The 23,156-nt window shown below is 71.7% G+C and carries 19 protein-coding genes; 4 read left to right on the top strand and 15 right to left on the bottom strand.

The genetic code is table 11. The features are described from left to right. Nucleotides 1–65: 65 nt before the first annotated feature. The 13 genes from ACIBBH_RS01780 to rsmH all read right to left on the bottom strand — a co-directional run bounded on the left by ACIBBH_RS01780 (nt 66) and on the right by rsmH (nt 15,537). Complete coding sequence (locus tag ACIBBH_RS01780) at nt 66–785, bottom strand: YggS family pyridoxal phosphate-dependent enzyme (protein ID WP_399400864.1); 720 nt, start codon at nt 783–785, stop codon at nt 66–68. 6 nt (nt 786–791) lie between these two features. Beyond that, entirely contained in the window at nt 792–1,556 is a 765-nt protein-coding gene (pgeF, locus tag ACIBBH_RS01775; protein WP_399400862.1) for a peptidoglycan editing factor PgeF, read from the bottom strand. A 10-nt stretch (nt 1,557–1,566) separates the two neighbouring features. Beyond that, complete coding sequence (ftsZ, locus tag ACIBBH_RS01770) at nt 1,567–2,769, bottom strand: cell division protein FtsZ (protein WP_399400860.1); 1,203 nt, start codon at nt 2,767–2,769, stop codon at nt 1,567–1,569. Between the two features lie 286 nt (nt 2,770–3,055). Next, nucleotides 3,056–3,859, bottom strand: a complete 804-nt coding sequence (locus tag ACIBBH_RS01765; RefSeq protein ID WP_399400858.1) for a cell division protein FtsQ/DivIB — start codon at nt 3,857–3,859, stop codon at nt 3,056–3,058. Between the two features lie 26 nt (nt 3,860–3,885). After that, nucleotides 3,886–4,974 (bottom strand): undecaprenyldiphospho-muramoylpentapeptide beta-N-acetylglucosaminyltransferase, encoded by a 1,089-nt coding sequence (gene murG / locus ACIBBH_RS01760; RefSeq protein ID WP_399400856.1) that lies wholly within the window; start codon nt 4,972–4,974, stop codon nt 3,886–3,888. Between the two features lie 6 nt (nt 4,975–4,980). Beyond that, complete coding sequence (gene ftsW, locus ACIBBH_RS01755) at nt 4,981–6,336, bottom strand: putative lipid II flippase FtsW (protein ID WP_399400854.1); 1,356 nt, start codon at nt 6,334–6,336, stop codon at nt 4,981–4,983. 85 nt (nt 6,337–6,421) lie between these two features. Next, a complete protein-coding gene (gene murD, locus ACIBBH_RS01750) occupies nt 6,422–7,831 on the bottom strand; it encodes a UDP-N-acetylmuramoyl-L-alanine--D-glutamate ligase (RefSeq protein WP_399400852.1) in 1,410 nt (469 codons plus the stop codon). Continuing rightward, complete coding sequence (gene mraY / locus ACIBBH_RS01745; RefSeq protein ID WP_399400850.1) at nt 7,828–8,901, bottom strand: phospho-N-acetylmuramoyl-pentapeptide-transferase; 1,074 nt, start codon at nt 8,899–8,901, stop codon at nt 7,828–7,830. Before mraY ends, murD begins: the two co-directional genes overlap by 4 nt. Next, complete coding sequence (gene murF, locus ACIBBH_RS01740; RefSeq protein WP_399400848.1) at nt 8,898–10,304, bottom strand: UDP-N-acetylmuramoyl-tripeptide--D-alanyl-D-alanine ligase; 1,407 nt, start codon at nt 10,302–10,304, stop codon at nt 8,898–8,900. Before murF ends, mraY begins: the two co-directional genes overlap by 4 nt. A 4-nt stretch (nt 10,305–10,308) precedes the next feature. Next, entirely contained in the window at nt 10,309–11,829 is a 1,521-nt protein-coding gene (locus tag ACIBBH_RS01735) for a UDP-N-acetylmuramoyl-L-alanyl-D-glutamate--2,6-diaminopimelate ligase (RefSeq protein WP_399400846.1), read from the bottom strand. A 169-nt stretch (nt 11,830–11,998) separates the two neighbouring features. Further along, nucleotides 11,999–13,975 carry a peptidoglycan D,D-transpeptidase FtsI family protein gene (locus ACIBBH_RS01730; protein ID WP_399400844.1) on the bottom strand — a complete coding sequence of 659 codons (1,977 nt, stop codon included), beginning with the start codon at nt 13,973–13,975 and terminating at the stop codon, nt 11,999–12,001. A gap of 5 nt (nt 13,976–13,980) precedes the next feature. Then, nucleotides 13,981–14,538: a septum formation initiator family protein gene (locus ACIBBH_RS01725; protein ID WP_399400842.1), complete on the bottom strand. Its 558-nt coding sequence runs from the start codon at nt 14,536–14,538 to the stop codon at nt 13,981–13,983. A 42-nt stretch (nt 14,539–14,580) separates the two neighbouring features. Beyond that, nucleotides 14,581–15,537 carry a 16S rRNA (cytosine(1402)-N(4))-methyltransferase RsmH gene (gene rsmH / locus ACIBBH_RS01720; protein ID WP_399400840.1) on the bottom strand — a complete coding sequence of 319 codons (957 nt, stop codon included), beginning with the start codon at nt 15,535–15,537 and terminating at the stop codon, nt 14,581–14,583. 321 nt (nt 15,538–15,858) lie between these two features. Between rsmH and ACIBBH_RS01715 the strand changes: the two genes are divergently transcribed. The 4 genes from ACIBBH_RS01715 (at nt 15,859) to ACIBBH_RS01700 (ending at nt 21,571) form a co-directional block, all read left to right on the top strand. Further along, the gene (locus ACIBBH_RS01715; protein ID WP_399400838.1) at nt 15,859–16,470 is read left to right on the top strand and encodes a beta-class carbonic anhydrase; all 612 of its coding nucleotides are present in this window, start codon (nt 15,859–15,861) and stop codon (nt 16,468–16,470) included. 238 nt (nt 16,471–16,708) lie between these two features. Next, the gene (locus tag ACIBBH_RS01710; protein ID WP_399400837.1) at nt 16,709–17,749 is read left to right on the top strand and encodes an AAA family ATPase; all 1,041 of its coding nucleotides are present in this window, start codon (nt 16,709–16,711) and stop codon (nt 17,747–17,749) included. Next, entirely contained in the window at nt 17,749–19,110 is a 1,362-nt protein-coding gene (locus tag ACIBBH_RS01705; RefSeq protein ID WP_399400835.1) for a DUF58 domain-containing protein, read from the top strand. The genes ACIBBH_RS01710 and ACIBBH_RS01705 overlap by 1 nt, the downstream gene beginning before the upstream one ends. A gap of 76 nt (nt 19,111–19,186) precedes the next feature. Next, nucleotides 19,187–21,571, top strand: coding sequence for a DUF3488 and DUF4129 domain-containing transglutaminase family protein (locus ACIBBH_RS01700; RefSeq protein WP_399400833.1), 2,385 nt, complete (start codon nt 19,187–19,189; stop codon nt 21,569–21,571). A 116-nt stretch (nt 21,572–21,687) separates the two neighbouring features. Here ACIBBH_RS01700 and ACIBBH_RS01695 read toward each other — a convergent pair whose 3' ends face one another. Further along, entirely contained in the window at nt 21,688–22,077 is a 390-nt protein-coding gene (locus ACIBBH_RS01695; RefSeq protein ID WP_399400831.1) for a DUF3040 domain-containing protein, read from the bottom strand. 284 nt (nt 22,078–22,361) lie between these two features. After that, complete coding sequence (locus ACIBBH_RS01690) at nt 22,362–23,132, bottom strand: class I SAM-dependent methyltransferase (protein WP_399400829.1); 771 nt, start codon at nt 23,130–23,132, stop codon at nt 22,362–22,364. Nucleotides 23,133–23,156 lie beyond the last annotated feature (24 nt).

The raw sequence follows: 23,156 nt of genomic DNA, 5'->3' as shown, positions 1-23,156 counted from the left end.
TCGCTCTGCCCGCCTTTCGGCGACATTGACCATATTTTCTGCTGTGGTCCGACTTCCTGGCGACGTTACCCGAGCCTGGGGCGGACTCCGAGCACCGCAGTGCCGATGCGCACATGTGTCGCTCCGGCCGCCACGGCGTCCTCGAGGTCCGCGCTCATCCCTGCGGACACCATGTTCGCAGCCGGATGGGCTCGGCGCAGGTCAGTCGACAAATCCATCAACCGCTCGAAGGCGGCCCGTTGACGCCCCGCGTACTCCCCGGTGAGCGGTGCGACGGTCATCAGCCCGTCCAGCCGCAGCCCCGGAGCACCGGCGACGAGGTCGGCCAACTCTTCGATTCCGCCGGGCGCAACGCCACCCCGCTCGCCTCTCGCGCTCTCCCCCGCGTCGAGCGCGACCTGGATGAGGCACCCGACCTCGCGCCCGGCCCGCACGGCCTCCTTCGACAGCGTCGTGACGAGCTTGGCACGGTCGACGGACTGCACGAAGTCCGCGTAACCGACCACGGAACGCACCTTATTGGTCTGCAACTGACCCACGAAATGCCAGGAAAGGGGCAGATCCGAGCAGGCGGCGGCCTTGGGGGCCGCGTCCTGGTCACGGTTCTCGGCGACGTGGCGCACACCCAGTTCCGACAGGATCCGCACGTCGCTCGCCGGGTGGGTCTTGGTGACCACGATCAGGGTCACCTCCTCCCGCTTGCGCCCGACGGCCACACAGGCCGCGGTGATGCGCTCCTCCACTTTCGCCAGGTTTGTTGAGAGTTCACCCTTACGGTCCGTCATGTGCCATCAGTCCAGCCAGACATAGCCCGCGAGCCGACCGGTGATGCGGTCGCGGCGGTACGAGTAGTGATCGCGCGATTCGAGCGTGCACACCGGCGACTGCTCCCGGTCGCGCACACCCAGGCGCTGGAGCTGCGCGTGCACTCCGGCGCTCACGTCGACCGCCGGTGTGCCCCAACTCGTCTCGGCGTACGCCGCCGGCTCAGTGGCGGCCACCTCGGCGCGCATCGCCTCCGGCACCTCGTAGCACCGGCCGCAGACGGCCGGCCCGGTGCGGGCGACGATCCGGCCCGGCTCGGCGCCGAGTTCCACCATGGCCCGCACGGCGGCGGGGACGACCCCGGCGACCATGCCGGGCCGGCCCGCGTGGGCCGCGCCGGCGATCCGGGCGACCGGGTCGGCGAGCAGCACCGGCGTGCAGTCGGCGGTGAGCACGGCGAGGGCGAGTCCCCGCCGCGCCGTGACGATCGCGTCGACCGCGGGCACCGGGCTCCCCCACTCCCGGCTTCGCCCGATCGGGGGGACCCCCCTGTCCCAGGGCCCGTCGACCACGGCCACGTCCGCCCCGTGCACCTGGTTCATCCAGACCACGTCGGCCGGCTCCAGGCCCAGGGACTTCGCGGCCAGCTCGCGGTTGGTCCGTACGGCGTCGGGGTCGTCGCCGACCGCGCCGCCGAGGTTGAGCTCCTCGTACGGAACGGCGCTCACCCCGCCCCACCGGTCGGTGAAGGCGAAGTGCGCGCCGTTCACGATGTCGCGCTGTCCTATCACGTCAGGAGCATCACTTGAGGAAGTCCGGTACGTCCAGTTCCTCGGCCGCGCTGTCCGAGTAGGTCCGCGACGGCGGGACCGGCGGGGCGGCGGCCGGGATCTCGGCGACCGGCTCCGGAGCGGCGGGCTCCGGCTCCTCCTTGGGCGTGACGCTGCCGAGCGAGCCGAAGGAAGGGCGGCTCTCCGGCTGCCGTACCGGGGCCGGCTCCTCGCGCCGCGCGGAGGCGGAGGACGAGCCGAGGACGGTGTCCCGGCGGGCGGGCGGCTGGCCCCCGTCGAAGCCGGCCGCGATGACCGTGACCCGGACCTCGTCGCCGAGCGCGTCGTCGATCACCGCGCCGAAGATGATGTTGGCCTCGGGGTGGGCGGCCTCGCTGACCAGCTGGGCGGCCTCATTGATCTCGAACAGGCCGAGGTCGGAGCCGCCGGAGATGGACAGCAGCACACCGCGGGCGCCGTCGATGGAGGCCTCCAGCAGCGGCGAGGAGATCGCCATCTCGGCGGCGGCCACCGCGCGGTCGTCGCCGCGGGCCGAGCCGATGCCCATGAGGGCCGAACCCGCCTCGGACATGACCGACTTGACGTCGGCGAAGTCGAGGTTGATCAGGCCGGGCGTGGTGATGAGGTCGGTGATGCCCTGCACACCGGAGAGCAGGACCTGGTCGGCGGACTTGAAGGCGTCCAGGACCGAGACCTGGCGGTCCGAGATGGACAGCAGCCGGTCGTTGGGGATGACGATGAGGGTGTCGACCTCTTCGCGGAGCTCGGCGATGCCGTCCTCGGCCTGGTTGGCCCGGCGCCGCCCCTCGAAGGTGAACGGGCGGGTGACCACGCCGATGGTGAGGGCGCCCAGGGAGCGCGCGATGTTGGCCACGACGGGCGCGCCGCCGGTGCCGGTGCCGCCGCCTTCACCGGCCGTCACGAAGACCATGTCGGCCCCCTTGAGGACCTCCTCGATCTCCTCGCGGTGATCCTCGGCGGCCTTGCGGCCGACGGCCGGGTTGGCTCCGGCGCCGAGTCCGCGGGTGAGTTCGCGGCCGACGTCGAGCTTGACGTCGGCGTCGCTCATCAACAGCGCCTGTGCGTCGGTGTTGATGGCGATGAACTCGACGCCCTTGAGACCGACCTCGATCATCCGGTTGATGGCATTGACACCACCGCCGCCGACACCGATGACTTTGATGACTGCGAGGTAGTTCTGCGGTGCTGCCACGTCGAAGGCCTCTCGCCTCGAGTTACGTGTCGCCCGACCACCGAAGCACTGCGCTCCGCGATCCGACGACGGATGCCGAATGGGACGGTCCGTAGCGCCGACCCGAACCCTAACGCTGAAGTTTAGGGTTACCAGTATGTCTGTTCCTTGGAGTCTTCTGAACAGGACACTAAGTCGACAAGTGGCGCACGTTCAACGAACACGCCGAACCTCCCGTTTTTCTTTTCACCCTATGTGATCAGCCATAGCAGTGCCCAACCAGGGTGCTGGCCTGCGCTGATGTGCGTCAACTCCCTGATGACGCAGGGGCGGTGGGGACGCTGACGTCGAAGTGCCGTGCACCTGCCGCAGCTTTCATGAGAGCGTTGAGGCTACGGGCCTTGGCGCGGCCATTGTCGCCGCTGCCCCACTCCACTGTGCGCCCGCCGCTCAACTCCAGCGAGATGTCGTCGTAGGAACGGACCTTGACGACCCGCGTGTCCCGCGCGACGGTGGCCGGAATGTCACCGGCGACCCGTACCGCCTCCCGCACCAGACGGTCCTCGCCGAAGCGGCGCAGGCTCGCGGCGGCGGAACCGGAACGGGAAACATCCAATTCCAGGGTCGGAACGCCTTTCGGAGCCTGCGAAACCGTGGCGAAACGGACACCGCCATCGTCCACTTCGACGAAGTTTCCGCCCTTTTCGACGAGGAGCACGGGGACACGCTCGGTCACTTTCAGCCCGATTCCGTGCGGCCAGGAACGGACGACGTCAACCGCGTCAATTCGGGGCAGTTTCCGGCGCAGTCTGGCCTCGATGGCATCCGTGTCGACGGAAATCAGCGGCTTGCCGACCGGTACGCGGGCGGCCTGGCGCACCTGCGCGGGGGTCAGGACGACGGTCCCGGAGACCGAGACCCGCTCCACCCGGAGCCACTGGGAGCCGAACAGCAGCCAGACCGAGCCGGCGCCGAGGAGCACAAGGACGGCCACCAGAATGACGATCACACGAAGGCGCGGAAAGCGGAGTTTTCCCCACCGCCTGCCGGGCGGCGGGCCGGACGACTCCTGCTGACGGTCACCGCGCTCTGCGGTCGTCGGTCCGGCCACGCTCACTACCCTCCGTGCATATCGTCCTATCGGCGCGAGGCGATCGCCTCGTACACCATGCCGACGAGCAGGTCGTCGGCGTCCCGGCGGCCGAACTCGCCGGCGGCACGGGACATCTCGTACAGCCGGTGCGGGTCGGCGAGCACGGGCAGGACGTTCTGCTGCACCCACTCCGGCGTGAGTTCCGCGTCGTCGACGAGGAGTCCGCCGCCCGCCTTGACCACCGGCTGGGCGTTGAGCCGCTGTTCGCCGTTGCCGATGGGCAGCGGGACGTAGGCGGCCGGAAGCCCGACGGCGGAGAGTTCGGCGACGGTCATCGCGCCCGCGCGGCAGAGCATCATGTCGGCCGCGGCGTACGCGAGGTCCATCCGGTCCAGATAACTTACCGGGATGTAAGGGGGCATTCCCGGCATCTGGTGCACCTGCGGCAGTTCGTTCTTCGGGCCGACCGCGTGCAGGATCTGGATCCCGGCCTGCTGGAGCCAGGGGGCGACCTGCTGGACCACCTCGTTGAGACGGCGGGCGCCCTGCGAGCCGCCCGAGACGAGCAGCGTGGGCAGGTTCGGGTCGAGGCCGAAGCGCGCGCGGGCCTCGGGGCGGGCGGCGGCGCGGTCCAGGGTGGCGATGGAGCGGCGCAGCGGGATGCCGATGTAGCGGGCGTTCCTGAGCTTGCTGTCCGGCGTGGAGACGGCGACCTGGGCGGCGTAGCGAGAGCCGATCTTGTTGGCCAGGCCGGGGCGGGCGTTCGCCTCGTGGATCACGATGGGCACGCCGAGGCGCTTGGCGGCCAGATAGCCGGGCAGGGCGACGTACCCGCCGAAGCCGACCACGGCGTCCGCCTTGGTGCGCTCCAGGACCTGCTCGGCGGCCTTGATCGTGCCGCGCAGCCGGCCCGGGACGGTGATCAGCTCGGGGGTGGGCTTGCGGGGCAGCGGCACCGCCGGGATCAGCGCGAGTTCGTAGCCGCGCTCCGGGACGAGCCGGGTCTCCAGGCCGCGCTCCGTGCCCAGGGCCGTGATCCCCACGGTCGGGTCCTGCCTGCGCAGGGCGTCCGCGAGGGCGAGCGCGGGCTCGATGTGGCCGGCGGTCCCCCCACCGGCGAGTACGACATGCACCGAAATTCACCGCTCTCCGGACGAGCGCGCCGCCGAGGCACGCCGTCGCATCGTGTTCCATCTCCGGGGTCCCGGAGGACCCCCAGCCCCCCGCTTTCTACCAAAGCGGGGTTGCCGCATCGCAAGCGCCGCCCGCGCAGCGGGCTCGTCGCGCGCGAAGGCGATCAGCAACCCGATGGCGAACATGGTCGGCAGCAGGGCGGATCCTCCGTAGGAGAACAGCGGGAGGGGCACGCCGGCGATCGGCAGCAGACCGAGCACCGCACCGATGTTGATCACCGCCTGGGCGGTGATCCAGGTGGTCACGCCTCCCGCGGCATACCTCACGAAGGGCTCCTCCGTGCGTCCGGCCACGCGGATACCCGCATAGCCTAGAGCCGCGAAGAGGGCGAGTACCGACAGCGTCCCCGCCAGGCCCAGTTCCTCACCGGTGACGGCGAAGATGAAGTCGGTGTGGGCTTCGGGGAGTTGTCCCCATTTTTCCACACTGGCGCCCAGCCCGGAGCCGAAGAGTCCGCCGGAGGCGAGGGCGTAGATCCCGTGCACGGCCTGCCAGCAGTCGGCGGCCCCGGAGCGGGGCTCGGTGGCGCCGATGCAGGCCAGGCGGGCCATGCGGTTGGGGCTGGTCTTGATCAGAATCACACCGATCAGGCCGGCCACCGACAGCACACCGACGAACAGCCGGGTCGGCGCGCCCGCCAGCCACAGCAGCCCGAACAGGATCGCGGTGAGGATGATCGCGGTGCCCATGTCGCCGCCGAGCATGATCAGCCCGAGCAGCAGGAAGGCGACCGGCACCAGCGGCACCAGCATGTGCTTCCACTGGGTCAGCAGCTTCCGGTCGTGCTTGCGGGCGAGCAGGTCGGCGCCCCACAGCACCAGCGACAGCTTGCCGAACTCGCTGGGCTGGATCTGGAAGGAGCCGCCCAGCGAGATCCAGTTCTGGTTGCCGTTGACCGCCATCCCTATCCCCGGCACCTGCACCAGGACCATCAGGAAGACGGCGCCGGCGAGGATCGGGTAGGCCAGCGCGCGGTGCAGCTTCACCGGCATCCGGGAGGCGGCGAACAGCAGCCCGCCGCCGATGAGCGCGGCCAGGAACTGCTTGCGGAAGAAGTACGACCCCGGCAGCGACAGCTGCAGCGCGGTGATCTGGGAGGCCGAGTAGACCATCACCAGACCCAGCACGGTGATCAGCAGGCTGCCGCCGAGGATCAGGTAGTACGCGGTCAGCGGCCGGTCCCAGGCCTTCCGCGCGCGCGTGACGAGCTGTCGTACGGGGTTGTCGCGCGGTGGCCGCAGGACCGGGGGCCGGCCGGCGGACCGCGGAACCGGGGGACGGCCTGTGCGGCTACCGGACATCACCGGCTCCTCGCGACCTGTGCCACATCCGAGTCACACGTCCCTCCAAGGGTCCCGAAGCACCCGCTGTGGACGGGACCCGCCGTCAGGCGCCCGCGCCGAGTTCGCGAACCGCCTCCGCGAACGCGTCACCGCGCTGGTTGTAGTTGGTGAACATGTCCATGGAGGCGCAGGCCGGGGCCAGCAGCACCGTGTCGCCGGGCTGCGCGAGCCGCTTGGCTTCCGTCACCGCCTGGAGCATCGCCCCAGTGTCGGTCCGCTCGAGGTCGACGACGGGTACTTCCGGCGCGTGTCGCGCGAGGGCGTCGCGGATCAGCGCGCGGTCGGCGCCGATGAGGACGGCACCGCGAAGTCGCTTCGCCGACTTGGCGACCAGTTCGCCGAAGGAGGCACCCTTCGCCAGACCACCCGCAATCCATACGATCGACTCATATGCCCCCAACGAGGCCTCTGCCGCGTGGGTGTTGGTGGCCTTCGAGTCGTCTACGTACGCCACGCCGTCCAGGTCCGCGACCTTCGCGATGCGGTGGGCGTCCGGGGTGAACGCCCGCAGGCCGTCCCGCACCGCCCGCGGAGGCACCCCGAAGGCGCGCGCGAGGGCCGCCGCGGCAAGGGCGTTGGCGATGTTGTGCGGGGCCGGCGGGTTGACGTCGGAGACCTCGGCGAGCTCCTGGGCGTTCTTCTGCCGGTTCTCGACGAAGGCCCGGTCGACCAGGATGCCGTCCACCACGCCGAGTTGGGAGGGCGCCGGGGTGCCGAGGGTGAAACCGACGGCCCGGCAGCCCTCCTCGACGTCCGCCTCGCGCACGAGCTCCTCGGTGAGCCTGTCGGCGACGTTGTAGACGCAGGCGACCCGGTTGCCCTCGTAGATACGGCCCTTGTCGGCGGCGTAGGCCTCCATGGAGCCGTGCCAGTCGAGGTGGTCGGGGGCGATGTTCAGCACCGCGGCCGAGTGCGCGCGCAGGGAGGGCGCCCAGTGCAGCTGGTAGCTGGACAGCTCCACGGCGAGGACGTCGTACCGCTCCTCGCCGAGCACGGCGTCCAGGAGTGAGACGCCGATGTTGCCGACGGCCGCCGTGCGCAGGCCCGCCGCCTTGAGGATGGAGGCGAGCATCTGGACGGTGGTGGTCTTGCCGTTGGTGCCGGTGACCGCGAGCCAGGGGGCCGCGTCGGGACCCCGCAGCCGCCAGGCGAGTTCGACGTCGCCCCAGACGGGGACGCCGGCCTGCTCGGCGGCGGCGAACAGGGGCTTGCCGGGCTTCCAGCCGGGCGCGGTGACGATCAGCTCGGTGCCCTCGGGCAGGGTGTCGCCGTCACCGAGGCGCACGGTGACACCGAGCGCCTCCAGCTCCGCGGCCTGGGCCCGCGCGCGTTCGTCGTCGCCGTCGTTGACGACGGTGACCTTCGCTCCGAGCCCGTGCAGCACCTTGGCCGCCGGGACGCCGGAGACGCCGAGTCCGGCGACGGTGACGTTCTTTCCCTGCCAGTCGGTCATTTGTCCGCTGCCCATCCCGCGTAGAAGAGGCCCAGTCCGACGATCACACAGATGCCCTGGATGATCCAGAATCGGACCACCACAAGGACTTCGGACCAGCCCTTGAGTTCGAAGTGGTGCTGGAGTGGCGCCATCCGGAAGACGCGCTTGCCGGTGAGCCGGAAGGAGCCGACCTGGATGACGACCGACATGGTGATGAGGACGAACAGGCCGCCCAGGATGGCCAGCAGCAGCTCCGTGCGGGAGCAGATGGCCAGACCCGCGAGGACACCGCCGAGGGCGAGGGATCCGGTGTCGCCCATGAAGATCTTCGCCGGCGAGGTGTTCCACCACAGGAAGCCCAGGCAGGCGCCCATCAGCGCGGACGAGACCACGGCGAGGTCGAGCGGGTCGCGCACCTCGTAGCAGGCGCCCGGGTTGGTCAGCGTCGTCGCGTTGGCACAGGACTCCTGGAACTGCCAGACCCCGATGAACGTGTACGCGCCGAAGACGAGCACGGAGGCGCCGGTGGCGAGACCGTCGAGACCGTCGGTCAGGTTCACGCCGTTGGACATCGCCAGGATCATGAACAGCGCCCAGACCACGAACAGCACCGGGCCGATCGACCAGCCGAAGTCGGTGATGAACGACAGCTTGGTGGACGCCGGGGTGTTTCCGCGGGCGTCGGAGAACTGCAGCGAGAGCACGGCGAAGGCGATGCCGCCGATCAGCTGACCCGCCATCTTCGCCTTGGCCCGCAGACCCAGCGAACGCCGCTTGACGATCTTGATGTAGTCGTCGAGGAAGCCGACCAGGCCCATGCCGAACATCAGACCGAGGACCAGCAGCCCGGAGTACGTCGGCGGCTTGCCGGTGATCACCTTGGACAGGAAGTAGGCGACGATCGTCGCCAGGATGAAGGCGATACCTCCCATGGTGGGTGTACCGCGCTTGCTGGCGTGCTCGCGCGGGCCGTCGTCGCGGATGTACTGGCCGTAGCCCTTGCGGGCCAGGAGCTTGATCAGCAGCGGTGTCCCGATCAGGGTCAGGAAGAGGCCAATGACACCTGCGAACAGGATCTGATTCATCATCGGGCGGCGACCTCACCCTCGGCACCGCTCTCGATGAGCGCCTGGGCAACGCTCTCCAGCCCCACCGAACGGGACGCCTTCACGAGCACGACGTCCCCCGGGCGCAACTCGCTGCGCAACAGGTCGACCGCCGCCTGTGCGTCGGACACGTGCACCGACTCCTCACCCCACGAACCCTCGTTATATGCGCCCAGTTGCAGCCAGGAGGCTTCGATCCCCCCGACCGCGACGAGCTTGCTGACGTTGAGCCGGACGGCGAGCCGTCCGACCGCGTCGTGCTCGGCGAGCGCCTCGTCCCCGAGCTCGGCCATCTTGCCGAGCACCGCCCAGGTCCGCCGACCCCGGCCCATGGCCGCCAGTGCGCGCAGGGCGGCCCGCATGGACTCCGGGTTGGCGTTGTAGGCGTCGTTGACGACGGTCACGCCGTCCGGGCGCTCGGTGACCTCCATCCGCCAGCGGGAGAGGGAGCCCGCCTCGGAGAGCGCGGTGGCGATCTCTTCCGCGGACATGCCCAGCTCATGGGCGACGGCGGCCGCGGCGAGCGCGTTCGACACGTGATGCTCACCGTACAGGCGCATGGTCACATCGCTTGCACCGGAGGGTGTGTGAAGCCTGAATGCGGGCTGTCCGCTGTCCGTGAGTCGCACGTTCTCGGCGCGTACGTCCGCTTCGGCCGACTCTCCGAAAAGGATCACCTTCGCCTTGGTACGGGAGGCCATGGCCCGGACCAAGGGGTCGTCGGCGTTGAGGATCGCCGCACCGTCCTCGGGAAGGGCCTCCACGAGTTCGCCCTTCGCCTGGGCGATCTGCTCGCGGCCGCCGAACTCGCCGATGTGGGCGGTGCCGACGTTCAGCACCAGGCCGATCCTCGGCGGGGTCAGCTCGGCGAGGTAGCGGATGTGGCCGATGCCGCGGGCGCCCATCTCCAGGACGAGGAACTTCGTCTCCTCGGTGGCGGACAGGGCGGTCAGCGGCAGCCCGATCTCGTTGTTGAGCGAGCCGGGCGTGAACACGGTCGGCGCCTTGCGCTGGAGCACCTGGGCGATGAGGTCCTTGGTGCTGGTCTTGCCCGCGGAGCCGGTGAGGGCGACGAGGGTCGCGCCGAGGCGTCGTACGACGTGCCGGGCGAGGGCGCCGAGGGCGGTCTGCACGTCCTCGACGACGATCGCGGGCACGCCGACGGGGCGCGACGCCAGGACGGCGACCGCGCCCGCCTCGACGACCCGCGCCGCGAAGTCGTGGCCGTCGACGCGCTCGCCGACGAAGGCGACGAACAGGCTGCCCGGGACCGTCTCCCGGGAGTCCCGGACCACGGGTCCGGTGACCTGGACGGACGGATCCGGTATGTCGTGGGTCTGCCCGCCGACGACTGCTGCGATCTCGGCGAGGGAGAGGGCGATCACAAGTTCATCCCTGGGTCTTCTGGATAGCTTCGCGAAGCACTTGGCGGTCGTCGAAGGGACGGACCACGCCGGCGATGTCCTGGCCCTGCTCGTGGCCCTTGCCCGCGACCAGCACGGCGTCCCCGGGCCGCGCGCGCCCCACTGCGGCGGCGATCGCGGCGGCCCGGTCCTCGCACAGGAGCACCTCACCGCGCTCGTGCGCGGGCACGGAGGCCGCGCCCTGGAGCATGGCCGCCAGGATCGCGAGGGGGTCCTCGGAGCGGGGGTTGTCGGAGGTCAGTACGGCCGTGTCGGCGAGCCGGGCCACGGCGGCGCCCATCGGGGCGCGCTTGGTGGTGTCGCGGTCGCCGCCGCAGCCGAGGACGACGTGCAGCCGGCCCTTGGTGACCTTGCGCAGGGCCTTGAGCACGGACTCGACCGCGTCGGTCTTGTGGGCGTAGTCGACCACCGCCAGGTAGGGCTGTCCGGCGTCCACCCGCTCCAGGCGGCCCGGCACGCCCGGTACGGCGGCGATGCCGTCGGCGGCGGCCTGCGGGTCGAGGCCGGCGGCGGCGAGGGCGACGATGGCGGCGAGGGTGTTCGCCACGTTGAAGGGTCCCGGCAGCGGCGACTTGGCGGCGATCCGCTCGCCCTGGGGGCCGAGCACGGTGAACCTCGAGTCCATGGGGCCCGTCCGGACGTCCTCGGCACGCCAGTCGGCGTCGGGGTGGCCCTCGGCGGAGTAGGTGACCACCGGGACGGTCGCCTCCCGGGCGAGCCGGCGGCCGTACTCGTCGTCGGTGTTGACCACGGCGAGTTTGCTGCGCTGCGGGGTGAACAGCTGCGCCTTGGCCCGGAAGTAGTCCTCCATGCCGGAGTGGAACTCCATGTGTTCCGGGCTGAGGTTGGTGAAGACGGCGATGTCGAAGACGCAGCCGTCGACCCGGCCGAGGACCAGGGCGTGACTGGAGACCTCCATGGCGACCGCCTCGACGCCGCGCTCGCGCATGACGGCGAACAGGGCCTGCAGGTCGGTGGCTTCCGGGGTGGTGCGCTCGGACTTGATGCGTTCGTCGCCGATGCGCATCTCGACCGTGCCGATCAGCCCGGTGGACCTCACCGTCCGCAGACCGCCCTCGACGAGGTAGGCGGTGGTGGTCTTGCCGGAGGTACCGGTGATGCCGATCTGGAGCAGGTCGCGGCCGGGGTGGCCGTAGATCGTGGCCGCCAGCTCCCCCATGCACGCGCGCGGGTCGTCCACGACCAGGACCGGCAGGCCGGTCGCCGCGGCGCGCTCGGCGCCGGCCGGGTCGGTCAGCACGGCGACCGCGCCGAGGCCGGCGGCCTGGGTGACGAAGTCGGCGCCGTGCACGCGCTCGCCGGGGCGGGCGGCGTACAGGTCGCCGGGGCGGACGGCGCGCGAGTCGTGGGTGATGCCCGTGACCTGCGCGACGCTCTCCGGTCGTTCGGCACCCAGCTGATCGGCGAGCTCCGCCAGGGGTGTGGCGGAGACCTGAACCGGTCGCGGCGGCCCCGGATATGTCACGGAAGCGCCCTTCTGGGTGATTTGGGACTGATCAGCGTGTGGCACGGCGGTGAGCGTACCGGGCGTACCGGCTCCGGAGCGAAGTGAGGGGCCGGGGCGGCCGTGGTTCCCGGGATCGGGGTTGATCGTTGTCACGAGCTCGTTCCTGGTGTCTGTGCCGAGGTGCTGATCAGGGCTTGAAGTCGACGGGCAGGTTCGCGGGCTTGGCGCCGGTCGGCGGGACCTGGAGGGTCTTCAGCGCGAACTCCATGACCTGCTTGTAGATCGGGCCGCAGATCTGGCCGCCGAAGTAGCTGCCCTCCGTGGCGTTCTGGATCGCGCAGTAGACGGTGACGCGCGGGTTGTCCGCGGGTGCGAATCCGGCGAAGGACGAGGTGTAGCCGCGGTACTTGCCGGTGGCCGGATCCACACGGTTGGCCGTGCCGGTCTTGCCGGCCACCCGGTACCCCGGAATGCGGGCCTTGATGCCGGTGCCCTGCTCGTCGTCCACCACCGACTCCAGCATCCGGGCGAGGGTCCTGGCCGTCTTCTCGCTGATCACCCGTGTCTTCTTGGGCTTCGGCGCGGGGGTGAAGCGGCCGTCGGCGCCCTTCTCGCCGCGCACCAGGGTCGGCTGGACGCGGACGCCGCCGTTGGCGATCGTCGAGTAGACGGAGGCCGCCTGCATGGCACTGAGGGACATGCCCTGGCCGAAAGGAATCGTGTACTGCTGCGATGTCGACCACTTGCCGGCCGGCGCCAGGATGCCCTTGGTCTCGCCGGGGAAGCCGAGCCCGGTGGAGCTGCCGAGGCCGAACTTGCGCAGGTAGGAGTAGAGCACCTTGTTGGCCTCCGGCTGCGTCTTGCCGAGCTGGCCGGCGGCCAGGATGGTGCCGATGTTGCTGGACTTGGCCAGCACGCCGTTGAGCGTCAGGTACCAGGTCGCGTGGTCGATGTCGTCCTGGAAGAGCCGGTCGCCGCGGTGCAGCCGGTTGGGTACGACGACGTGGGTCAGGGGGGTGGCGACGTTCTGCTCCAGGACGGCCGCCATCGACATGACCTTGGCGGTGGAGCCGGGCTCGTAGGCGTCCTGGACGGCCGCGTTGCCCATCGCCGCGCCGTCGGCCCCCGCCAGGTCGTTGGGGTCGAAGCCGGGTGAGTTGGCCATGGCCAGGATCTCGCCGGTGCGGGTGTCCTGGACGATCACGTAGCCGCGGTCCGCCCGGGACTTCTTCACCTGCTCGGTGATGGCGTTCTGGGCGGCCCACTGGATGTCGCGGTCGATGGTGAGCTCGACGTCGGAGCCGGGCACGGCGGGGGTCTCGGTGGAGCCCGCGGTGGGCACCTGGCGGCCGCCGGACTGGGCGTAGCGGACCTTGCCGTCCTTGCCGGTCAGCTGCTTGTTCAGCTCCTGCTCGATGCCGCCGCCGCCCTTGCCGTCGGCGTTGACCCAGCCCAGTATCCCGGCGGCGAGGTCGCCGTTGGGGTACACGCGCTTGCTGCTGGGGTCGGAGAAGACGCCGGCGAGGACGTTGACGGCTGAGTGGTCCGTGCCCGCCTTCTTGGTGAGCGCGGTCCTCAGGTCCTTGATCTGGTTCCAGACCTCCGGGGTCCGGCGGCTCGCCAGCTTCACATAGCGCAGGTTCTTGTTCGCGGGCCGCAGCTTCTTCACCAGGTCGGCCCGGTGCTGGCCGAGGATCGGGGCGAGCAGGGCGGCCGCCTGTTCCGGGCCGTCGCCGATGCCGAGCTGCTTGCGGGTGAACATCGTGGGGTCGGCCGTGATGTCGTAGGCGTCCTCGCTGACAGCGAGGGCCACGCCGTTGCGGTCGGTGATCCCGCCGCGCTCGGCGGCCAGCGTGTGGACGACATAGCGGTTCTGCTCGGCCTTGGCGGTGTACGTGCTCGCGTCGACGGCCTGGACCTGGAGCAGGCGGATGGCGAAGGCGATCAGCACCAGGGTCAGCGCGAGGCTCACCATCCGCAGGCGGGGGCGCGGGCTGCCGAGCCGGATGGTGCGCCCGGCCGGCGGACGCGGCCGACTCGGCCGGCGGGCCGGGCGGGCACCGGGTCCGGGCCGCCGGACGCTGCCGCCACCGCCGGCCTTACGGGGGCTGGGCGGCTTGGCGGGGCCGGGGACGCGGCGGCGCGGCGGTTCCCTGTCGGACACTTCCGTCACCTGCCGGGGGTCGTGGTCGTGGCGGGCTGGGGGACCGCGGGGGGCGTCACGGGCGCCGGGGAGGCGGGCACCGGAGGGGTGGGCAGCAGGGTGCTCTCCGTTGTCGCCGGGGCCGTGCTCACCGACGGGTCCGGAGAGCCGGCGGTCCCGGGCGCCATGAGCGGGACGGCCGGTTCGGCGGACTCCTCCGCGGCGGCCGGGCCGGGGACGCCCTTGACGGTGCCGTCGGGGCCGAGGAAGGCCGGGTCGCCGCCGGGCACCATGCCGAGTTCCCGAGCCCGGCGCTGGAGCGCGGCGGGGTCGGAGTAGGCGTCGATGTCCCGCTGGAGGGCCTGTTGCTGGTCGGTGAGTTCCTTGGTCTGCTTCTGCAGGTCGTCGAGTTTGAAGGACCCCTCGCTGAGCGCCGAGTTCAGTACGAGCAGGCCGATGAGCCCGCCGCCGAGGAGCAGGACGACGAGGAGTACGAACGGGGTGCGCGCCGCCCGTCCCGGCCCGGCCGGGAAGAGCCGCGCGAGCCGGGCCGCCCGCCCCCTCAGTTCGGGTTTCCTACTCACTTGCCCTCCGGTGGGTTCGGGAACCCAACCGACCCAGCTCGCTCACTCGACGTCCTCCCTGATGCGCTCAGCCCCGCGCAGCCGGGCCGGAGCGGCCCGGCGGTTCTCGGCGACTTCTTCCTCGGTGGGAAGTTCGGCACCGCGCGTGAGCAGCTTGAGCCGGGGCTGGTAGCGCTCCGGGACAACCGGCAGGCCGGGCGGCGCGGTGGTGGCGGCGCCCGCCGCGAACACCTGCTTGACCAGGCGGTCCTCGAGCGAGTGGTACGACAGGACGGCGATCCGCCCGCCCACGTCGAGGGCCTTCACCGCGGCCGGGATCGCCCGTTCCAGTACGGCGAGTTCGCCGTTGACCTCGATACGCAGGGCCTGGAAGGTGCGCTTGGCCGGGTTGCCGCCGGTGCGCTTGGCGGCCTGCGGCAACGCGTCCCGGATCAGCTCCACCAGCCGCGCGCTGGTGCTGAACGGCTCCTTCTCGCGCTCGCGGACGATCGCGGCGACGATCCGCTTGGCCTGCTTCTCCTCGCCGTACGCGCGCAGGATCCGTACGAGTTCGCCGGCCGGGTAGGTGTTGAGGACCTCGGCGGCGCTCATGCCGGCCGTCTGGTCCATGCGCATGTCCAGAGGGGCGTCCTGGGCGTAGGCGAAACCGCGGTCGGCCTCGTCGAGCTGCATGGAGGAGACACCGAGGTCGAACAGCACGCCCCGCACGCGCGGGATGCCGAGCCGGTCCAGCACGTCGGGCAGCTCGTCGTACACGGCGTGGACGAGGGTCGCCCGGTCCTGGTACGGCGCCAGCCGCTCGCCCGACAGACGCAGGGCCTCCTTGTCGCGGTCGAGGGCGACGAGCCGGGCCTCGGGGAACCGGGTCAGCAGCGCCTCGCTGTGGCCGCCGAGGCCGAGGGTGCAGTCGACGACCACCGCTCCCGGCCGCTCCAGGGCGGGCGCCAGCAGGTCCAGGCACCGCTGGAGCATCACGGGGACGTGTCGACTTGGGCTCAAGGGGGCCTCTCATCTGCGGCGCGGGCGTACGCACCGCCGGGTCCCCGCCCGCTCGTGAAGGGGGGGCCTGCCGGCGCCGGAGGCGTCAGCCGGCCGGGAGCGGGAGGAGGCCGGGCCGTGCGTACGCGCCGCGCGGGGAAATTCAGTCCAGCAGGGAGAGCGTCGCCTCCCGCTTCGCGTCACTTTAGTCCACCCTGTCTCGCGGTCAATCAACCGGCCTGCGCGTCGCCTACCGCATCCCACACGGGAGCGCAATTCGAAAGGAATCACCCGTCCGGCACAGGTTTGCCCACCGTGTGGATTAGCTCACAACAAGCCACCATGGCGTTCTTTGTCCCCTCTCACAGCAGGTCGGGACCGCGCGTGACCAGTAACGTCATGACTATGACGACTTCCGCAGCAGTTCCCACTGGATCCGAAGACGCCATAACCAGCGGCGACACGGTGACCAATCGCCTCGTCGAGGCCAACAAGCGGTACGCCTCCGCGTTCACCGACCCCGGCATGGACGCCCGCCCCGTCCTGCACGTCGCCGTGGTCGCCTGTATGGACGCCCGGCTCGACCTGCACGCCGCGCTCGGCCTCGAGCTCGGCGACTGTCACACCATCCGCAACGCGGGCGGCGTGGTCACCGACGACGTCATCCGCTCCCTCACCATCAGCCAGCGCAAGCTGGGCACCCGCAGCATCGTCCTCATCCACCACACCGGCTGTGGCCTGGAGTCCCTCACCGAGGACTTCCGCACCGAACTGGAGATGGAGGTCGGCCAGCGCCCTGCGTGGGCGGTGGAGTCCTTCCGGGACGTCGACCAGGACGTACGGCAGTCGATGCAGCGGGTGCGCACCTCGCCGTTCCTGCTGCACACCGACGACGTGCGCGGCTTCGTCTTCGACGTCAAGACGGGCCTGCTGCGCGAGGTCGACCCGGCCTGACCGGTCCGCCCACCCCGAAAAATCCCGCCGCCCACATCGAAAGTCCCGGTGAAAAGGCCCTAAGACCGACATAGTGCGGGCAGTTGTCCACAGGCGACTGACACGAATCGGTAACGGCAGCAAGAATGCGGGTGTGACGTCACGCGGAACTATTCCCGCGTGGTGTCCGTGTTTCGGGGTGGGCCGGTGGCGTACGCAGAGCGTCGGTCCGCGGAAAGAACGGGCCGAGGAGGGCCGGGTGACGACCTATGACGATCGAGCGAGCCTTACAGATCTGACTGCCACTGTGGAGCGGGTCCGCAGTTCGGTGGAAGGAGTGATCGAGGGCAAGCCCGAGGTCGTACAGCTTTCGCTGACCGTGCTGCTCGCCGAGGGACATCTTCTGATCGAGGACGTCCCAGGGGTGGGCAAGACGATGCTCGCCAAGGCGCTGGCGCGGTCCATCGACTGTTCGGTGCGGCGTATCCAGTTCACGCCCGACCTGCTGCCCTCGGACATCACCGGTGTGTCCATCTGGGACCAGCAGCGCCGGGACTTCGAGTTCAAGCCGGGCGCCATCTTCGCGCAGATCGTCATCGGCGACGAGATCAACCGCGCCTCGCCCAAGACCCAGTCCGCCCTGCTGGAGTCGATGGAGGAGCGCCAGGTCACGATCGACGGGCAGACCTACGAACTGCCCAGCCCCTTCATGGTGGTGGCGACGCAGAACCCGGTCGAGATGGAGGGCACCTATCCGCTGCCCGAGGCCCAGCGCGACCGCTTCATGGCCCGCGTCTCGGTCGGGTACCCCAGTGTCGAGGCCGAGTTGCAGATGCTGGACGTGCACGGTGGGGTCTCGCCCCTGGAGGACCTCCAGCCGGTGGCGCACGCGCACGAGATCGTGAAGCTGATAGACGCGGTGCGCGGCGTCCACGTCGCCGAGCCGGTCCGGCGGTACGCGGTGGAACTGGTCGCCGCCACCCGTACCCACCCCGACCTCAGACTCGGGGCCTCCCCGCGCGCGACGCTGCACCTGCTGCGCGCGGCGAAGGCGTCGGCCGCGCTCAGCGGGCGGGAGTACGCGCTGCCGGACGACGTGCAGGCCCTCGCCGTGGCCGTCCTGGCCCACCGGCTGCTGCCGACCGCGCAGGCCCAGCTCAACCGGCGCACGTCGGAGCAGGTCGTGCGGGAGATCCTGCAGCACACGCCGGTGCCCGCGGCGGCGCCGCAGCAGAGCGGCTTCGGCGGCCTGGGCCGGGGCGTGCCGACGTATCCCTCACAGCCGCCGCGGAGGCTGTGATGGCCGCCGGGGGGACCGGGCAGGCGGAGGCCGACCGGGGGGAGCAGGGCGGCATCCGCACGGCCCTGGCCGGGCTGACCACCCGCGGGCGGTCCTTCCTGGCCGCCGGCATCGCCGCCGCGATCTGCGCGTACATCCTCGGCCAGAGCGACCTGCTGCGGGTGGGGCTGCTGCTGGCCGTCCTGCCGCTGATCTGCGCGAGCGTGCTGTACCGCACGCGCTACCGGGTGGCCGGCAGCCGCCGGCTCTCCCCCTCGCGGGTGCCCGCCGGCAGCGAGGCCCGCGTCCATCTGCGGATGGACAACGTCTCGCGGCTGCCCACCGGCCTGCTGATGCTCCAGGACCGGGTGCCGTACGTCCTCGGGCCGCGCCCCCGCTTCGTCCTCAACCGGGTCGAGCCGGGCGGCCGGCGCGAGGTGTCCTACCGGGTCCGCTCGGACCTGCGCGGCCGCTATCCGCTGGGCCCGCTGCAACTGCGCCTCACGGACCCCTTCGGGATGTGCGAACTGACCCGCTCCTTCTCGACGTACGACACCCTGACGGTGATCCCGCGCGTGGAGCCGCTGTCACCGGTGCGGCTGAGCGGCGAGGCCAAGGGGTACGGCGACGGGCGGCAGCGTTCGCTGGCGCTGGCGGGCGAGGACGACGTGATCCCGCGCGAGTACCGCTACGGCGACGACCTGCGCCGCGTGCACTGGCGCTCCACCGCGCGCTACGGCGAGCTGATGGTGCGCCGCGAGGAGCAGCCGCAGCGCTCGCGCTGCACCGTGCTGCTGGACACCCGGGGCATCGCCTACGCGGGCGCGGGCCCGGACTCGGCCTTCGAGTGGGCGGTGTCGGGCGCGGCCTCTGTGCTGGTGCACATGCTGGAACGGGGCTTTTCCGTGCGGCTGTTGACGGACACCGGCAACGCGGTGCCCGGCGAGGGGGCCGACGGGTTCGCCGGCGCCGGCCAGGAGACGGCGGACGCGGCCGGGATGATGATGGACACCCTCGCGGTGATCGACCACTCGGACGGTACGGGCCTGTCGCACCCGTACGACGTGCTGCGCGGCGGCAACGAGGGGCTGCTGGTGGCGTTCCTGGGCGATCTCGACGAGGAACAGGCGACGGTGGTCGCCAAGATGCGCCGGCGCAGCGGCGGCGCGATCGCCTTCCTGCTGGACAGCGACGCGTGGCTGCGCGAGGCGACCGACGTCCCCGGCCCGGCGGACGGGCACGGCGAGCGCCTGCGCATGCTCCGCGAGGCGGGCTGGAGCGCCGTGAGCGTCCCGCGCGGCGCCCCCCTGACCCACCTGTGGCGCCAGGCGGACCAGGAGCGCCGGGGCGTGACGGCGGTGGCCGGCGGGGAGGCGCCGTGAGGATCGGGGGGAGTGCTGTCCGGGCCGAGGCCGCGCGTGGGTGTGGTGTCGTCGAGTGCGGGTGGGAGGGGCTGTCATGAGCGGGCGGGCGCGGCTGGCCCTGTGCGCGGCGGCGGCCACGCTGATGGCGGCGTGTGCGCTGCTGCCGCTGGTGGACCGGCCGACGTGGCTGTTGCAGGCGATCTTCCTGGTGGCGGTGCAGACCGGTGTGGGCGCGGCGACCCGGCGGGTGCCGCTGGCCCGGCCGCTGACCGTGGCGGCGCAGGCCCTGGTGACGCTGATGCTCCTGACCCTGGTCTTCGCCCGCCAGCAGGCCGTCGCCGGGCTGATACCCGGCCCCGAGGTCTTCCGGCATCTGGCCGACCTGCTCCAGCAGGGCTCGGACGACGTCAGCCGGTACGCGATCCCGGCGCCGCTGTCCGACGGCATCCGGCTGATGCTCATCGGCGGCGTCCTGGTGATCGGCCTGCTGGTGGACACCCTCGCGGTGACCTTCCGCAGCGCGGCCCCGGCCGGTCTGCCGCTGCTCGCGCTGTACTCCGTCGCCGCCGGCCTGTCGGACGGCGGCGCCGACTGGCTGTGGTTCCTGGTCGCCGCCGCGGGCTATCTGATGCTGCTCCTCGCCGAGGGCCGGGACCGGCTCTCGCAGTGGGGCCGGGTCTTCGGCGGTGCGCCGCGCACCCCCGGCGAGGCCTCGGGCGGCGCGGTGGCCCCGGTCCGCACCGGGCGCCGCATCGGCGCGGTCGCGCTGGGTGTCGCCCTGGTGGTGCCGCTGGCCCTGCCCGCGATGAGCGGCGGTCTGCTGGACGGCGCCGGTACGGGCATCGGCGTGGGCAACGGCAGCGGCGGAACGATCTCCGCGGTGAACCCGCTGGTGTCGCTGCGCGACAGCCTGAACGTGGACCAGGACCGCCAGGTGCTGTCCCTGAGGACGAGCACGAACGACATCTCGGGCCTGTACCTGCGGATCGTCTCCCTGGACGACTTCGACGGCACCACCTGGAAACCGTCCCAGCGGCACATCGTCGGCGTCCCGAAGCCGCTGCCCACGCCGATCGGGCTGAGCCCCGGCATCAAGCGCACCAGCGTCCGGACCACGGTCACGGCGGCGGACTGGTACGCCCAGGACTGGCTGCCGATGCCGTACCCGCCGAGCGCGGTGAAGATCGGCGGCAACTGGCGGTACGAGCCGGTGGGCATGACGCTCGTCGGCGACCACGGCCAGAACACCCGCGGTGCGACGTACACGGTGACCAGCCTGGACGTGCAGCCGACCGCCCAGCAGCTGGCCGCGGCCCCCGAGCCGTCCGCCGCCCTGCTGCGCCAGTACACCAAGGTGCCGTCCTCGCTGCCCAAGATGGTGGCGAGGACCGCCGAGGAAGTCACCGAGGGCGCGACGAGCCACTACGACGAGGCGGTCAAGCTCCAGGACTACTTCACGGTGACGGGCGGCTTCCAGTACGACACCCGGGTGGAGGTCGGCCGCGGCCCGAACGCCATAGCCAACTTCCTGAAGAAGAAGCAGGGCTTCTGCGTGCACTTCTCCTTCACGATGGCCGCGATGGCCCGCACGCTGGGCATCCCGGCCCGGGTGGCGGTGGGCTTCGCGCCCGGTTCTCCGCAGGCGGACGGATCGGTGTCGGTGGGCCTGAAGGACGCGCACGCCTGGCCGGAGCTGTACTTCGAGGGCGTGGGCTGGACTCGCTTCGAGCCGACCCCGACCCGGGGCACGACACCGTCGTACACCCAGTCGGACACCCCCGGCAGCAGCCTGCCGGACCAGGTGCGGCCCTCGCGGGCGGCGAGCGCGGCGCCCGCCGTGCCGGTCTCCCCGAGCGAGAGCTGCACGGCACAGCGGCGCAAGCTGGAGGCGTGCGGCGGCCCGTCCGCGCAGGCCGCGCAGGACAAGCAGCCGGACCACCGGCAGGGGTGGGGGTACGCGCTGTGGGTGCTCGGCGGGCTCGCCGCCGTGCTGGTCCCGCTGGCGCCGATGCTCTGGCGGACCCGCCTGCGCCGGGTACGGCTGGGGGCGCACGCCCGCACCGACGAGGGCGCGGCGGCGCACACGCTGGCGGCCTGGCAGGAACTGACCGACACCGCTTGGGACTTCGGCATCCTGCCGGACGAGTCGCAGACCCCGCGCCGGGCGGCCGCCCGGATCGTCCGGCTCGGGCACCTCGACCCGGCCGCCGGGGCGGCGGTGCACCGGGTGGCGGACGCCGTGGAGCAGGTCCTCTACGCGCCCCGGCCGCGCCCGGCGGCGGGGCTGGCGGAGGACGTGCGCCGGGTGACCGCCGCGCTCGGGGCCCCGGTGAGCCACCGTACGCGGCTGCGGGCGCTGTTCGCCCCGCGTTCGGCCGTGCGGGTGCTGTGGGCGGCGTCGGCGTGGTGGGCGTCCGTCAGGGCGCGGGCTGCGGCGGCCCGGCCGGCACTGCGCAGGGCGTCGGGGCAGCAGGGCTGAGGCACCGAAAGGGCCTGAGGCAGGCCTGAGGCATACGTGAGGGGCGGCCACCGGATGGTGGCCGCCCCTCACGTATGCCGGTATGAGCCTGCCCGTCGGTCGAGACCCGCCGGAGGCTAATGCCCCTGCTCGTCGCGGCGGCGCTGCCAGCGCTGCTCGATCCGGTCCATCATGGAGCGCTTCGGCCGTCCCTGACGGCGGGCGTGCGGCGCACCCGCGGGCTGTTCGCCCGGCTTGGGCGCCTTGCGCCAACCGGTGACGGCGAGCACCGCGCAGCCCAGCATGACGAGGAAGCCCACCACGCTGACCCAGATCTGCTGCGCGACCATTCCGGCCATGAGGAGCGCGATACCCACGAGGAAGCCTGCGACCGCCTGGTAGACCCGCCGCCGGGTGTACGTACGCAGCCCGCTTCCCTCGAGCGCCGACGCGAACTTGGGATCTTCGGCGTACAGCGCTCGCTCCATCTGCTCGAGCATGCGCTGCTCGTGCTCCGAGAGCGGCACGGAGTCCTCCTCATCGTGCAGTCGCCGGGGCGACCCGGGGGTCCCTTCAGGATAGGCAGGGAATCGCCCCCGTGAAACCCGCCCCTCTGCGCCAATTGGCCAACCGAATCCGCCATGGACGCCCCGGCTCGCTGAGGCTTCCATTCCCCGGCGGCCGGCCCGTCATGCCGGGCGGTCTCCCTCGATCATACGGCGCAAACCCCTCGATCGGGGGGCCTGTGGCGTACTCCATGTGCGGCCGACGCCCTGATCAGCGGCGTGCCTCGAGTGGCCCGAGAGGCGGTTCACACCCCGGCGGCCCCTGCCGTCTCGCCGAGCACATGCAGCTGGGTGGCCACGGAGTGGAACGCCGGGAGCTCGGCGGCCGCCGCCTCCAGCTTCAGCAGGGCGTCGAGCGCGCCGGGCTCGGTGTCCACGAGGACGCCCGGGACCAGGTCGGCGAAGACCCGCACGCCGTGCACGGCAGCGACCCTGAGGCCCGCGCCCTCGACCAGCGCGGTGAGCTGCTCGGCGGTGAAGCGCCGCGGCACCGGGTCGCCGGAGCCCCAGCGGCCGTCGGGATCCTCGAGGGCCTGCTTGGCCTCCTTGAAGTGGCCCGCGAGGGCGCGGGCGAGCACCGCACCGCCGAGGCCGGCGGCGAGCAGGCTGAGGACGCCCTCGGAGCGCAGGGCGGCCACCGCGTTGCGGACGCCCTCGGCCGGGTCGTCCACGTACTCCAGGACACCGTGGCACAGCACGGCGTCGTAGCCGCCGCGCTCGACCACGTCGAACAGGCCGTGGGCGTCGCCCTGCACGCCCCGCACCCGGTCGGCGACGTCGGCCTCGGCGGCCCGGCGCTCCAGCGCGAACAGCGCGTTGGGGCTGGGGTCGACGACGGTGACGCGGTGGCCGAGGCGGGCGACGGGCACCGCGAACTTGCCACTGCCGCCGCCGGTGTCGAGGACGTCCAGCGAGTCCCGACCCGCGGCCTTGACCCGGCGGTCGAGGGCGTCCTGGAGGACCTCCCAGACCACGGCGGTACGGAGGGAGGCGCGGGGGCGCATCGGGTCCGACACGGCAGTTGACTCCTCGGGGGCGGA

The organism is Streptomyces sp. NPDC051636 (assembly GCF_044453765.1).
Classification (GTDB): Bacteria; Actinomycetota; Actinomycetes; order Streptomycetales; family Streptomycetaceae; genus Streptomyces.
Note: the sequence above shows the minus strand (reverse complement) of the source record. Positions and strands in the feature narration are given on the sequence as shown.

Excerpts from the sequence above, each read along its gene's own strand:
- ACIBBH_RS01705 (WP_399400835.1), top strand. The coding sequence starts at position 17,749 with ATGGCCGCCGGGGGGACCGGGCAGGCGGAGGCCGACCGGGGGGAGCAG.
- mraY (WP_399400850.1), bottom strand. The coding sequence starts at position 8,901 with ATGATGAATCAGATCCTGTTCGCAGGTGTCATTGGCCTCTTCCTGACC.
- ACIBBH_RS01780 (WP_399400864.1), bottom strand. The coding sequence starts at position 785 with ATGACGGACCGTAAGGGTGAACTCTCAACAAACCTGGCGAAAGTGGAG.
- ftsW (WP_399400854.1), bottom strand. The coding sequence starts at position 6,336 with ATGTCCGGTAGCCGCACAGGCCGTCCCCCGGTTCCGCGGTCCGCCGGC.
- ACIBBH_RS01700 (WP_399400833.1), top strand. The coding sequence starts at position 19,187 with ATGAGCGGGCGGGCGCGGCTGGCCCTGTGCGCGGCGGCGGCCACGCTG.
- ACIBBH_RS01715 (WP_399400838.1), top strand. The coding sequence starts at position 15,859 with ATGGCGTTCTTTGTCCCCTCTCACAGCAGGTCGGGACCGCGCGTGACC.
- murD (WP_399400852.1), bottom strand. The coding sequence starts at position 7,831 with ATGACCGACTGGCAGGGAAAGAACGTCACCGTCGCCGGACTCGGCGTC.